Origin of the sequence: Parapedobacter lycopersici (genome assembly GCF_040395035.1) — a bacterium.
GTDB lineage: Bacteria > Bacteroidota > Bacteroidia > Sphingobacteriales > Sphingobacteriaceae > Parapedobacter > Parapedobacter lycopersici_A.
On the sequence record NZ_JBEBRB010000071.1, the window covers coordinates 1 to 12,894 of the forward strand.

The following is a 12,894-nucleotide window of genomic DNA, read 5'->3' on the forward strand; positions in this document are numbered from 1 at the left end:
TTGCCGGTTACCTGATCGGCAGCATGCCGTTCCTGCAGCCGTACCTCAATTACGTAGTGGTGGGCATCGTGGTGGTGGTGACCATTCCGGTGGCCGTCAAAATTATCCTGGGTGTCCGGAAGAAGGCGGAGGGGACGCGGACGCTCGATTAGTTGACGTCTCAGGTTAAATAGACGATGGAAGAAAATAGAAAGCAAGTTAAATCGTTGTATGAACTGTACCAGCGCCTTCACCTGGGCACGGGCCTGGTGCCTGGTTTGGAGAATTTTGCCATCCTTAATCTGAAGGATGTCGGCTTCGCGCTCCCATACCGGTCGAAACCGTTCAGGCCTGATTATTTTTCCTTTCTTTTTGTGAAAGCTGGACGGGGAGCGTACACCATCGACAACCAGTCTTTTGAGGTAGCGCCACAGGCCATTTACTTTACCAATCCGTCCAATTACCGCACGTTTGGGTGGACGGAAATTGATGAAGTTTATCTCATCACCTTTGACGAAGAGTTTTTAAAAAAGTATCTCCATGACGATGTTTTCGATAACTTTCCGTTCCTGCTTACCGAAACGTTAAGCCCGAAAAAGGCTACGCCTGTTTTCTACCGCAAAGTAGAGGGTATTTATAGGCTGATCCATAAGGAGTATAATACGACCGGCCCAAACAAATACAAGATCATCGGTAACCTGCTAAGTGTGCTCCTTTTTTACATAAAGGGGTACTTTTGGGAAGATTATAGTCCGATCGATGAAGGAAACCGGAAATCACAGATCGTGAGATCTTTTAAGCAATTGCTTGAAAGGCATTACCGGGATTTGGGAGCCGGCAAAAATGCAACTGTTTACCGCGTTCAGGACTATGCAGACGCACAGCGGCTGCATGCCGGGTACCTTAGTTCGGTGATTAAATCGAAAACGGGTAAGTCTATCCAGTCCTGGATAGCCGGGAAGACGACCTCATTGGCTAAATCCATGCTGCAGCATAGCGAAATTCCCATTAAAGAAATTGCCGCTAGGCTGGGGTTTTCAGAGGCGGCTCACTTTAGCAATTACTTTAAAAAGCAGACGGGTGTTTCACCTACGATATACAGGGAAAGCCATCGGAATAGCGGGGAGGATTGAAATTTGCATTACAAACTTTAATTCTTGCAATTTTTTGGATAGGATTACAAGCTAATTTTGTTCTGTAGAATTCAATATACAGCATATGAAAAAATTAGCACAGAAAATCGCCCTGGTGACCGGTGGTTCCAAAGGAATCGGGGCAACGATCGCCCAGCATATTTCGGCAGCAGGTGCGAAAGTAATCATCAATTATTCCGGCAGTGAGGCCGATGCCAGGCAAACCGTCGATTTAATTAACGCAAATGGCGGCGAAGCCATTGCGATCAAGGCGGATGTTAGTAAAGCGAAGGAGGTTGACACGCTGTTTGAAAAGGCGATTGCACATTTCGGCAGAATTGATGTGTTGGTCAACAACGCTGGTATCATGATCACCAAACTGATCCGGGATACGACCGATGCGGATTTTGAACGTCAGTTCGATATTAATGTGAAAGGCGTTTTCAATACCCTTCGAAAGGCAGCTACGCACCTTGCTGACAATGGTACGATCATCAATCTTTCGACTACGATCAATCGGTTGATGGTACCTACTTACGGTACCTACGCTGCTTCCAAAAGTGCGGTTGAACAGTTATCGCGGGTGTTATCCAAAGAGATCGGCAGGGGTATCAATGTAAATTCGGTATCGCCCGGACCGACTAATACGGCGCTCTTTGTCAATGGTAAACCGCAGGAGGCGATCAGCCGGTTAGCAGCAATGAATCCGTTTAACCGCATTGGCGAACCTGCGGAAATTGCCAAAGTAGTTGTCTTTCTGGCGAGCGATGATGCCAAATGGATCAATTCACAGAATATCGGCATCAACGGCGGTATGGCTTAGGATGACCTGTCGGCTTTATTGACAGATAGCGTTATTTGTAAACCGCCAAGCCATTCGATAAGTATCCATGGCCTGCCGCGGCGGGCGGCAAAAAGCCAATCAGATGGTCCGGAAAAAGACATGCCCGGCCGTTGGACGCTATAACAGGGTTTCCCTGAGGGCGGCTGCTGATAGCGGCGACAGGTGACCGAGCGGGATGTCGAATACGGTGCGGGCACCGGTGTGGCCTTCGTTGGCCAGTTTACCCACTGCACGTGCACACGCAACCAGCACACTGGCCGTAAACTCGGGATTGCTCTCCAGCGCCAGGCTGAATTCGATGCGCTGCCGGGAACCGTTGCCTGTGATGCCCGACCGGAATACGGTGCCGCCGTGGGGCATGCCGGAGTGGTTTGCCTGCAGCTCTTCGTCATCGATGAAGTGTACCGTGGTATCGTAGGGTTCGAAATAATGCGGCATTTCCTTGATGTTTTTCTCGATTTCACCGCGGTCGGCCCCTTCCTGTGCCACTACGTAGCAAACGCGCCGGTGGCGGGCCGCCGCACTGAGCTTCGGGGTTTCACCTGAACGTACCTGCGCAATGACATCTTCCAGCGGCAGGGTGTACTGCACGCCGTTTTTGACGCCCGCGACCCGTCGTACCGCATCGGAGTGTCCCTGGCTGAGGCCTTTTCCCCAGAAAGTATATTCCTCGCCCTCGGGCAGTATGCTCAGTCCCAGCAGGCGGGCCAGCGAGAACAGTCCCGGGTCCCAGCCGGTGGATATCAGTGAAAGGGTACCGGCAGCGCGGGATACATCATCCACCTGTGCGAAATAGGCCGGAATTTTGGCATGCGTATCGAAGCTATCCACTGTGTGGAACAGCCGGGCAACGGAAAGCACCTGCTCCGGCAGGTCGGTTGAAGACCCGCCGCAGAGGATCATGACGTCGATAGCCTCCCGGTATTCGGCGAGCTGTGTGTAAGGTATTGCATTTGCCACACCCGCCAGCGCGCCAGGCGGCCGCCGGGTGAAAACAGCTACCAGTTCCATATCCGGCTGCTGCCGGATAGCGAGTTCGACACCTTTTCCCAGGTTTCCATAACCGACAATCCCGATCCGCAGGATGCCGCGCGATTCTTTTTCCATTAGTTGATCTGCTTAATTTAACGATGACCCCGGCGGGGTCCGGCCGGCGAAGTTAGGCAAAATAAAGGAGCATAGCGAAGACGGAAAAGCGTGATGAGGTATTGGAGCGAGTATTTTTGGGCAGCAATCCAGTTCCGCAAGCCGTTCGGAATAAGTGACTTTTTTTTAACCGGGCTGACGGTGGAATCAGCGGATATGGTGCTGCATGTATTGAATAGCACATATGCAGGGTCATTTCCGGTAAAAAAGCGTAGTGAAGAATTCGTTTTTTACGTTTGGTATGTTACTTTTGTGATGTCCGGAAAACAGATACTTCGGATTGAAGACAGAAACTAACTAAGTAACCATCTACCAGGTCGCTTTGCCTAACGCTGCTATTAGCGTTTACAACCTTGCCGCGTAGATACTAAAACAACATCCATGAAAAAATTTTTACTCATTTTGGCAGCCAGCGGCTGCCTGTATGCGAACGCCCAGGTAGGTATTGGTATCGCGAATCCGCAAACCGGGTTTCATGTGGCCGACAGCGCTGTGGCATTCACCAAGCCGGGCGACGTAGAATCCTCTACCAAAGCGCCGATCAGTGGTGCAGGTCGACGCATGATGTGGTATCCCGAAAAGGCGGCGTTCCGGGCGGGTTATGTGGGTAGTTTCGGTAGTGCCTATTGGGATGCCACCAACGTGGGATACTATTCGTTCGCCGCGGGAAACAACACCCGTGCGGTCGGTGAAAATTCCGTTGCCCTGGGGTTGGCTACAACCGCATCGGGCGATGAGTCTGTGGCACTTGGAAATAACGGTACAGCCAGTAGCGACCGTGCCTTTGCATTCAATGGTACGGCTTCGGGCGTAGGGGCGGTTGCGATCGGATCGGGTGCGCAGGCGACGAATGACGATGCGCTGGCAATGGGTCCTTCCTCGATAGCGGGCGGGTTGGCGTCAATCGTACTGGGCCCGTCGATTGCCAATGGAAATTTTGGCGTAGCTATCGGCCTGCAAAATAGTGCTAGTGGGCAATTCTCTACGGCTATTGGCAAAAATGCGCGTACGGCGAACCGCCAGGGGTCCATGGTGCTGAGCTGCGGCGGAGCCGGATTTTCATCAGACAGTTCGTTTGCGACCGCAAATAATCAAATGACCATGCGGTTCATCGGCGGATTCAAGCTCTTTACGACGTATCAAAACATCGCCTCCCCAATGGGTGTGGAGCTCGCCCCGGGCGGTGGTGCCTGGACGAGCGTGAGCGACCGTAATAAAAAGGAGAATTTCCAGGAAATTGATGTCGAATCGGTTCTGCAAAAGGTGGCGATGATTCCGGTTACGCGGTGGAATTACAAAAGTCAGTCGGCCGACCAGCAGCACATCGGACCGGTTGCCCAGGATTTCCACGCGGCGTTTCAGTTGGATGGCGTTAAAAACGACACCACCATCAACACGGTGGATATTGACGGCATCAACATGGCGGCTATCCAGGCACTGGAAAAACGGACGGCTACACTAAAAGCGGAAAACGACCAGCTGAAAACGCAATTGGCGACGGTGCTGGAGCGGATGGCTGCGCTGGAGCAGCGGGTTGCAGAAGCGGCGAAAAATACGCAGACAACTACCGAATAACCTAAAGCATACGTATGAAATGTAGTTATCCCTTGGCGTGGCTCAGCGTTAAGCTATTCGTCGCATTGGGTTGTTGCATACTCGGAAGTATGCCAGCAAAAGCGCAATTTACAGTAGTCAGCGGTGAAGTGGTCATTAAACCGAATACGCTTTTTTCCGTACAGGGCCTTACATTTACACCTGCAGCTGAAGTAACGTTTACGAATAATGCACTCCAGCGGAGTGACAATCCGGTAGCCTATGCCGGAAGCCCCTCGGTAAATCAGGTGTATACATTTGATGTACCAATCGCATATACGGGCACGCTTCGCTTTCCGTATACGGACGCCATGCTGACCGGCGAACCTGCTGGTAACCTGAAGCTGATTTATGCATCCGGGGAGGAAGGTCCATTTACCCTGATTCCCCAAACGGTGGTGAATGAAAGCGAGCGGTTTGCGGAACATGATTTTGAGACCTCGACGACCTTGCAGCAGGTGAGCGCCCTGGTGAGCGATGTGACGCCGCCTGTGGTGACAGTGGTGGCCATACCGGCAAATGGATATTACGTGGAGCATGACGAGCTGGTGTTCACGGTGGATTTCAGCGAAAATATAACAGTGGATGTAACGGGTGGTACGCCGTACCTGAATGTGACAATCGGCACCGCTACCGCAGCGGCAGCTTACGTAAGTGGTTCGGGCAGCAGCGCGTTGGTGTTCCGTTACACGGTACAGGCCGGGGATGTAGACCTGGATGGTATTGCCTTAGGTAGCAGCCTTGAGCTGGCTGGTGGCACGATCCGGGATGCAGCGGGCAATGATGCGGTGCCGACGCTTAATAATAGCGGCCCGACTGATCAGGTGCTGGTCTATGCGGTGCAGCCCAGTGTTGCGGTCGCCACTGCGGCGATATCGCCCGTAAATGGTTCGTTTACAGCAATCATCACCTTCAGTGAGGCAGTAACCGGATTTTCTTCCGCTGGTATCTCGGTAACGAATGCAACACTCGGTACCTTGCAGACCGAAGATAATATCAAGTATACAGTGGAGGTTTCGCCGTTAGCGGACGGACCGGTGAGCCTTTCTGTATCAGCGGATGCGGCGCAGAACATGGCAGCTAACGGCAATACGGTATCCAACACATTGAACCTGGAGCACGATGGCGCAGCCCCTGCCGTTCCGGTGGATTTGGCCGCTGAAGGGGGTGATACGGAGATTACCCTGACATGGACAGGCAATACGGAACCAGACGTGATGTCTTATCGCGTATACGGTAGCGTTGGTGCCGACCCGGCGCTATTGCTGGAGACCATTGCCGCGCCGTTGACGGCATTCATGCATACCGGACTGGTCAATGGCACGGAATACCGGTATCGGATTTCGGCGGTGGATGCCGCGGGCAACGAAGGCGGGCTTTCGATGGAGGTAATGGCTATACCGATGGGCGAACAGGTCATTACATTCGGTGCACTGCCTGCGATGACTTATGGTGACAACCCGCTGCTGCTTGGGGGCATAGCTTCATCGGGACTGGAGTTGTCCTACAGCAGCAGTAATCCGGCTATTGCTTCTGTTGCCGGCCGGGTGCTGACGGTGCATACGGCAGGCCAGGTAACGATCACGGCGATGCAGGATGGCGATGTTGCCTTCCATGCAGCTGATCCGGTGGCACAGGTGTTGACAATCGACCCGGCAACGTTAGCGATTACAGCGGAAGCGGGACAGGGCAAGGTGTATGGCACTGCCGACCCGGTGCTGACGTATTTGGCGACCGGATTTAAACTGGCGGATGACGAACGTATACTGACCGGTGCATTGGAACGTGCACCAGGGGAAGATGCGGCCATTTATGCGATTGCGCAGGGCATGCTGGATGCAGGGAGCAACTATACAATTGATTTCGCAGGTGCGGATTTCACGATCGCGCCGCTTGCGGTTACGGTTACGGCGGATGGCCGGACAAAAGGCTTTGGACAGCCGGACCCGGAGTTGACTTATCGGGTGTCGCCGGCGCTGGTGGCAGGTGATGGATTCGGCGGAGCACTCCTGCGCGAACCGGGAGAAGCGGTAGGCACATACCAAATCAGACAGGGTACGTTATCGCTTGGTGAAAACTACATAATGGCATTCCAGGGTGCGGAATTGGAAATTACGCCATCGGGTGAATTGAATGTCACCCTTTCAGATGGCAACTTTATATACGACGGCGGTGCAAAATCGCTGAGGATCTCTGGGGATCTTCCTTGGGGCGTAACGGTAAGCTACGAGAACAACAGCCGTACGGATGTGGGCAGCCAGCGGGTGACAGCTACCGTGAGGGGGGCTAATTACGAGAATCTGGTGCTTACGGCCGACCTGACCATTACCCCGGCGCTCATCGCCGGCATCACACTTGAAGAAGGTAATTTTGTTTACGACGGCACTTGGAAGTCACTGGTGATCTCTGGGGATGTTCCGTCCGGTGTAACGGTAAGCTATGAAAACAACAGCCGCCGGGATGTGGGCAGCCAGCGGGTGACGGCGGTGCTCGATGGGGGTGCCAATTACGGTGATCTGGAGCTGACAGCCACGCTGACGGTCACGCCGGCGGAACGGACGCTGGATTTCCCGGCGTTTGCGGGGAAAACGTACGGTGACGCGGACTTTGCCGCAGGCGCTGTTTCCAGCAGCGGGGAGGAGGTAAGCTATACGAGCAGCGATTCCGCGGTAGCCGAAATCCGCAACGGGCAAATCCACATCACGGGGGTAGGTACAGCCACGATCACGGCGACGGTACCGGCGAACGGGAACTACACCAGCCGCCCGTCGGTCAGCCGGGTGCTGAGGGTTGCGAAAGCCAGTCAGGTGATCACGTTCGACGCCCCTTCGGAAGTGAACCGGGATGCGGGGAGCATCGTGCTGGATGTGAGTTCCAGCAGCGGGCTTCCGGTGGCAATGACGGTGGATGACGGACAGGTGGCCACCCTGGAGGGCAGCACGCTTGTGATCCACCGGCTGGGCACGGTACGGATCACGGCCACCCAGGAAGGGGATGCGAACCATGATGCTGCCGGACCGGTGACGGCTACCATCCGTGTGGTGGACCCTTCGGCGGACTTTGCGGTGCGGATCCACCCGGCGGTATCGCCGAACGGCGACGGGATCAACGAATTCTTGATGATCGAGGGGATAAGGGATTTTCCGGAGAACAAGGTGACCCTGTTCAGCCGGAACGGCACCATCGTATGGGAGGCAAAGGGCTATGATAATTTGAATACGGTATTCCGGGGCACGGGTGCGGGCGGTTTACAGCTGACCCCGGGCACGTATTTCTACCTGGTGGAGGTAAAGGCCGGCGGCCGCTGGGAATACCGGAAGGGTTACTTTGTGCTGCGGTACTGATTAGCGGCGTCACAGAAAACAACGAGCGATGAAAAAGATACTATTGATGGTAATATTGGCGGCAACGGCTTTTACCCTGCGGGCGCAGCAGCCGCTTACGCACACACAATACGGCGCCCAGCGCACGGCTGTCAACCCGGCGCTGAGCCTGCTCCGCCCGGAGGGTGAGGTGTCGTTCCTTGGCCGGCGGCAGTGGGTCGGGATCGAGGGAGCCCCGACGGCCTTCTGGGGGAGCGGGCATATGGGTTTCCGGAAAATGGGTTCAACGGCGGGCGTCAATATCCGCCACGAGCGGCTGGCGGTTGAGCGGCTGACGGAGGCAAGCGCGTTTTTCGCCAAGGGTATCCGCATCTCGGAGAGCGAGTATGTTGGGTTATCGCTGAATGCGGGTTTCAGTTACCTGGACGGCCGTTTTTCGCAGCTTGACCCGGGGGACCCGGCCTTCCGTGATGATGTCAGGGAGACGGATGCTGTTGTTGGTTTCGGGGTTGCTGTTTACCGTCCGGGCCGTTATTATGTCGGTTTGTCGCTTCCGCGCCTGATGCTTGGCACGCTTGGCGTTGGTGCGGAGAGCCGGTATGACTTCCGCAACCAGTACCACCTGACTGCCGGGGCGCTTTTCCGGCTCGGGGCCGACTTCGGATTCCGTCCGTCGCTGCTGGTCACGTATGCGGGGAACCTCCGTCCGCAGGCGGATGTTCAGGCGATGTTCTTTGTTGGTGAGGTATTCGGCCTGGGGCTCAATGTGCGGAGTTACGGTGACCTTGCGGGTCTTGCGGAGTTCCGTTTCGGGGGTTTCGGTGTGGGTTACAGTTACCAGTTCAACCCGGGCAACGAACCGCTGAACCGCCGGATGAACAACAGTACCCATGAGATCGGACTCCGATACCGTTTCGGGGGAATCGGCGGACTTTTGTAGCGGATAATATTCCTAACTTTGCGTCATGGCACCCGTACAGGAAGTGGACTTGCATCTCCGTGCATTCATGCGCAACACGTCCGGCCTCAGTGGCGAAGACATGGTGCAGCTGAGCATCGAGCGCATGCGCACGGCTCTGGATAGCGCCATTGCCCGCGGTCAGCAGGAAATCCGCTTTATCCACGGTCAGGGTACCGGTGCATTGCGCGAACGCGTATACCAGGAACTGCGTGTATACGAACGTGAGGAGTTGATCGAATCGTATGAACCGGCTTTTTTCAATCGGGGTATGGTGAACGTGATTATCCGGTATTCCTGAAGAATTTACCAGCAGCAATAGGTTGCAAATCGGCAGGGGCCAAGTTATTGCGGCCGCTCACGCACCTCTACGGTGCCGCCATGCTCCAGTATGGGGCATTGTTTAGCCAATGCGGTTGCCTGGGTGATATTTTCTGCCTGGAGCACGATAATGCTTACCACTTTTTGCCCGCCCCAGGTAACCAGACCCGCTTCCACCTGCCGGTCGCGCCCCGTAACGATGTAACCCGGCGCGGGAAAAGCGAAGCTTTCCACGTATACGCCTTCGGTTTTCCACGATTCAAGGGTCACATCCCAAGCAGGACCAACCTCTTTTGCTTGATCGCTGCCATAGCTTTGCGGTACCCGTACCACCAATACAAACTTTTTAAGGGCCGATGCTGTCTTCGGCTTGCCTACTGGCAGGCCGGCGATTGTCATTAAGATCGTTGTAATCATTGTTATCCTTGTTTTTCACAAAGGTCGGCCCGCATGGGCTGCCATCCTTGTAAAAAATCATTGATTACCAAAAGCGGGATTGGCCGAAGAATTCGCGGGGGGACAGGCCGGTGAACCGCTTGAAGGCCCGATTGAAATGCGCCTGATCAAAGTAGTCGCCCTCCAGTGCCAGGTGTTGAAAAGATTGACCGTGTCCGTACTGACTGATAAGTGTCCGCAGGCGAACGATATCGGCAAACGATTTGGGTGATATGCCTACGGTGCGCCGGAACCGCTTTTCGAAAGCATCCTGACTCAGACAGGCGTTGTCTGCCAGTCCGGACATGGATAACCTGCCTTTTGCCTGATGGATAGCTGACACGGCACGGATCATAGCAGGATCGGGCCCCTGGGGCTGCAACCTGGCCAGCAGGAAATCCTCCAGGACGGCCACCCGTACGCGGTGATTTCGGGCCCCGCTCAGCTGATCCTGAACACGGGCGATTTCAGTGGCTGAAAAGCAGGTGTCCAAACCGAGCGTGAGCCCGGCCAGCTCATGAAGCGGATTACGGAACAGGGCCGGTGCCATCCCTTCCTTCAGCAGCACCACGATGGTGCCCGAGTGAGGGAAGTAATTGATGAGGCGAGCCGATTGGCGCAGTCCTGTCAGCGATGCTTCGGGAAGGATGGTGTGCCGGTCGTGCCCATAAGCTACCTGTCCGCCGAAACGGAAAGCCAGTGCAATCGCCGTATCCGGCAATACCCGGTTTTCGAGGGGTTGTCCGTGGCTCTCAATGACGTGAAATGCCCTGATATAAGGTTGCAATACGCGGCTGGGTATATGGGTTTCCATGGTCATTGGCTAACAAAAATAGGCGAATCAGCATATATCTTGATAATGGTACCGTCATCTTTTGCTGCGTTTACTCAGCTGCTGTAGTTGCAAATCGGGTCAATTTTCCTTAATATTGATCATGCAAACATTAAAACGATCGATCCTCCTCTGTGTATTGTTTATCGTCGGTATGGCCCACATCCGGGCTGCGGAACGCAGCGATACCCTGCGTGTGCTGGCCATTGGCAACAGTTTTTCGCAGGATGCGGTAGAACAATACCTGTATGAACTGGCCGAAGCGGCCGGAAAACCCATGATCATCGGTAACCTGTATATCGGTGGGGCGCCGCTGGCCAAACACCTGGCAAACGTGCAATCGGACAGTGCAGCATACAGCTATCGGAAAATTACGGCTGACGGTGTGAAGACCACCACCGAGCATACCAGTATCCGCACGGCCCTGCGCGATGAACCCTGGGATTATGTGTCGCTTCAGCAAGCCAGTCCGTTGTCGGGCCAGTTTGATACCTACCGGCAGCCGTTGCCCGCGCTGCACCATTACATTGATAGCGTAACGGGTGGAAGTGTGCGTTACAGCTGGCACCAGACATGGGCGTATGCGGCCAATTCCACTCATCAGGGGTTTGCAAATTACGATAATGATCAGCAAACCATGTATGGGGCGATTATGGAGGCTTCGGGACAGGTGAAAACGCTGATCCCGCTGGATTTGCTGATTCCGGCCGGCACGGCAATCCAGAATGCCCGGACGAGCTTCCTGGGGGATCATTTAACGCGCGATGGCTATCACCTGGATTTGCATATCGGACGGTTTATTGCAGCATGTACGTGGTTCGAATCCCTGTTCGGAGAACCAGCACCTGTCGAGGATTATCGTCCGGATGGGGTGTCGGAAGCCGAAGCTGAAGTAGCCCGGGAAGCGGCCCATGCCGCCGTAATGTCGCCGTTTTCAGTAACGGCTGTTGCCGCAGATGCAGCGACTGCGGAGGCAATGCCCTGACTTGCGATTGGCAACGGTATTAGCACGCTTTTAGCTCCGGTCGCATGGAACGGACAGCCGGATATTCTCCCGCATCCCAATGATGCCACTGCACGGAAATGGGGTGGGGAAGAACGCTGTTTTGCGGATGGTACCTGCCGGCAAACTGACTGATCGATCAATGACCTCATACGTACGCCATCGGATTTTTACTCCCGCTATTCTACTACGGATGCCAGTAAGACCGTAACGTAAAAACACACCTTTCTGCAGCCTCTCCGGGCGGTGACAGCAGGATAAAATCACGCACTTTTTGTTTCCGGAAAACGACCGGTTTCGTTGTTTTATTACCGCGTATCGGTTATTTAACGACAGGATGGACAGCACGTGCGGTTTACCCGCTAATGCTGATTGTTAATTTTCACTTGTTCCTGTTTATTAATTAATTTCGGATGTCATATGTAGTTTTTGTTTCTATTTTATCTGTGTCTTTGAGTTATTAGATTATATTCTATATATTTTTACTAACTGTTTATATCCAATTAATTATGTCAGTTATATAAATAAATTAATTACAATTGAAAAATTACCGCAGCTACGCTACCACCCTTTGCGGCATCCGTTTGTGTTGATGGACATAAGCCGGGTAAAGCCGCATACAAAACCACTTCCCGCGGCCCTGCCCGTTTGGTGAGAAATGTTATATTTGCCGGTGAAGTAACCCCCATGTACATGGAAAGTATCTACCAAAATTTACAACAGGCATATGACCGGATTTCACGTTATGTCGAACTGGACGAGCACATGGAACAACGGAAATTCCGCATACAGCTTTACAGTCGGCGACGGATGTTTGTATGGTGGGGCATTGCCGCAGGCTGGATCATTTACCTGCTCTGGTACCGTATCGGCAACCTGCAGGGACAGGGTGTCATTGTGCCGGGCCTGCTGTCTTTTGGCGGCAGTATTGTAGCCATGCAGTATGTCATTGGGCCAATACTGGACCGCAGAAAGAAAACAGCCATGGAACGGCAGGCGACCATTGAATTTACGCCGATGATTGCGGAGATGAACCACCTGGCTGATGAGTTGGAGGATGACAGCGTGCTGCCGCCCAAATACCGTACTCTGCACGCCTGTACTAAATTGCTGGAATACGTCCGCAATGGACGGATTGAAACGCTTCGGGAGGGGATTAACCTGTATGAGGAAGAGGTCAGCCGCGACCTGCAGCATCAACAGCTCCGGCAGTTGGCGCTACAAAATCAGCAATTGATCCGGCAGCAGCAGACATTGATAAAAAATACACGTGACATGGTGCGGGCGCAGCGGGTAACCAACGATTTATTGCGTTTCCGGTAACGGG

The 12,894-nt window shown here is 53.9% G+C and carries 11 protein-coding genes; 8 read left to right on the top strand and 3 right to left on the bottom strand.

What is annotated here, in order from left to right; translation table 11 throughout:
* Window positions 1-176 precede the first annotated feature (176 nt).
* Both ABWO75_RS11615 and ABWO75_RS11620 read left to right on the top strand, forming a co-directional pair.
* Window positions 177-1,112: a helix-turn-helix domain-containing protein gene (locus ABWO75_RS11615; RefSeq protein ID WP_353185711.1), complete on the top strand. Its 936-nt coding sequence runs from the start codon at window positions 177-179 to the stop codon at window positions 1,110-1,112.
* Window positions 1,113-1,197: 85 nt separating this feature from the next.
* Window positions 1,198-1,935 carry an SDR family oxidoreductase gene (locus tag ABWO75_RS11620; protein ID WP_353185713.1) on the top strand — a complete coding sequence of 246 codons (738 nt, stop codon included), beginning with the start codon at window positions 1,198-1,200 and terminating at the stop codon, window positions 1,933-1,935.
* A 138-nt stretch (window positions 1,936-2,073) separates the two neighbouring features.
* Here the strand turns inward: ABWO75_RS11620 and ABWO75_RS11625 are convergent, their stop codons facing one another.
* A complete protein-coding gene (locus tag ABWO75_RS11625) occupies window positions 2,074-3,063 on the bottom strand; it encodes a diaminopimelate dehydrogenase (protein WP_353185715.1) in 990 nt (329 codons plus the stop codon).
* 420 nt (window positions 3,064-3,483) lie between these two features.
* Between ABWO75_RS11625 and ABWO75_RS11630 the strand changes: the two genes are divergently transcribed.
* Genes ABWO75_RS11630 through ABWO75_RS11645 form a run of 4 tightly spaced genes read left to right on the top strand, consistent with a single transcriptional unit; the run spans window position 3,484 to window position 9,277 of the window.
* The gene (locus ABWO75_RS11630) at window positions 3,484-4,677 is read left to right on the top strand and encodes a tail fiber domain-containing protein (RefSeq protein WP_353185717.1); all 1,194 of its coding nucleotides are present in this window, start codon (window positions 3,484-3,486) and stop codon (window positions 4,675-4,677) included.
* A 14-nt stretch (window positions 4,678-4,691) separates the two neighbouring features.
* The gene (locus ABWO75_RS11635; protein ID WP_353185719.1) at window positions 4,692-8,039 is read left to right on the top strand and encodes an MBG domain-containing protein; all 3,348 of its coding nucleotides are present in this window, start codon (window positions 4,692-4,694) and stop codon (window positions 8,037-8,039) included.
* A 28-nt stretch (window positions 8,040-8,067) separates the two neighbouring features.
* Window positions 8,068-8,958 carry a PorP/SprF family type IX secretion system membrane protein gene (locus ABWO75_RS11640; protein WP_353185721.1) on the top strand — a complete coding sequence of 297 codons (891 nt, stop codon included), beginning with the start codon at window positions 8,068-8,070 and terminating at the stop codon, window positions 8,956-8,958.
* 25 nt (window positions 8,959-8,983) lie between these two features.
* Window positions 8,984-9,277 (top strand): Smr/MutS family protein, encoded by a 294-nt coding sequence (locus ABWO75_RS11645; RefSeq protein WP_353185723.1) that lies wholly within the window; start codon window positions 8,984-8,986, stop codon window positions 9,275-9,277.
* A 44-nt stretch (window positions 9,278-9,321) separates the two neighbouring features.
* On the opposite strand, the gene ABWO75_RS11650 is transcribed toward ABWO75_RS11645, so the two are convergent.
* Window positions 9,322-9,714: a YciI family protein gene (locus ABWO75_RS11650; RefSeq protein ID WP_353185725.1), complete on the bottom strand. Its 393-nt coding sequence runs from the start codon at window positions 9,712-9,714 to the stop codon at window positions 9,322-9,324.
* A gap of 64 nt (window positions 9,715-9,778) precedes the next feature.
* A complete protein-coding gene (locus ABWO75_RS11655; RefSeq protein WP_353185727.1) occupies window positions 9,779-10,546 on the bottom strand; it encodes a helix-turn-helix domain-containing protein in 768 nt (255 codons plus the stop codon).
* A 121-nt stretch (window positions 10,547-10,667) separates the two neighbouring features.
* Between ABWO75_RS11655 and ABWO75_RS11660 the strand changes: the two genes are divergently transcribed.
* On the top strand, window positions 10,668-11,549 hold the full coding sequence (locus ABWO75_RS11660; RefSeq protein ID WP_353185729.1) for a DUF4886 domain-containing protein: 882 nt from the start codon (window positions 10,668-10,670) through the stop codon (window positions 11,547-11,549).
* A gap of 711 nt (window positions 11,550-12,260) precedes the next feature.
* The gene (locus tag ABWO75_RS11665; protein WP_353185731.1) at window positions 12,261-12,890 is read left to right on the top strand and encodes a hypothetical protein; all 630 of its coding nucleotides are present in this window, start codon (window positions 12,261-12,263) and stop codon (window positions 12,888-12,890) included.
* Window positions 12,891-12,894 lie beyond the last annotated feature (4 nt).

What these genes read in the sequence shown, in the direction of transcription:
- ABWO75_RS11615 (WP_353185711.1), top strand. Translation starts at nt 177, where the DNA reads ATGGAAGAAAATAGAAAGCAAGTTAAATCGTTGTATGAACTGTACCAG.
- ABWO75_RS11620 (WP_353185713.1), top strand. Translation starts at nt 1,198, where the DNA reads ATGAAAAAATTAGCACAGAAAATCGCCCTGGTGACCGGTGGTTCCAAA.
- ABWO75_RS11625 (WP_353185715.1), bottom strand. Translation starts at nt 3,063, where the DNA reads ATGGAAAAAGAATCGCGCGGCATCCTGCGGATCGGGATTGTCGGTTAT.
- ABWO75_RS11630 (WP_353185717.1), top strand. Translation starts at nt 3,484, where the DNA reads ATGAAAAAATTTTTACTCATTTTGGCAGCCAGCGGCTGCCTGTATGCG.
- ABWO75_RS11635 (WP_353185719.1), top strand. Translation starts at nt 4,692, where the DNA reads ATGAAATGTAGTTATCCCTTGGCGTGGCTCAGCGTTAAGCTATTCGTC.
- ABWO75_RS11640 (WP_353185721.1), top strand. Translation starts at nt 8,068, where the DNA reads ATGAAAAAGATACTATTGATGGTAATATTGGCGGCAACGGCTTTTACC.
- ABWO75_RS11645 (WP_353185723.1), top strand. Translation starts at nt 8,984, where the DNA reads ATGGCACCCGTACAGGAAGTGGACTTGCATCTCCGTGCATTCATGCGC.
- ABWO75_RS11650 (WP_353185725.1), bottom strand. Translation starts at nt 9,714, where the DNA reads ATGATTACAACGATCTTAATGACAATCGCCGGCCTGCCAGTAGGCAAG.
- ABWO75_RS11655 (WP_353185727.1), bottom strand. Translation starts at nt 10,546, where the DNA reads ATGGAAACCCATATACCCAGCCGCGTATTGCAACCTTATATCAGGGCA.
- ABWO75_RS11660 (WP_353185729.1), top strand. Translation starts at nt 10,668, where the DNA reads ATGCAAACATTAAAACGATCGATCCTCCTCTGTGTATTGTTTATCGTC.
- ABWO75_RS11665 (WP_353185731.1), top strand. Translation starts at nt 12,261, where the DNA reads ATGGAAAGTATCTACCAAAATTTACAACAGGCATATGACCGGATTTCA.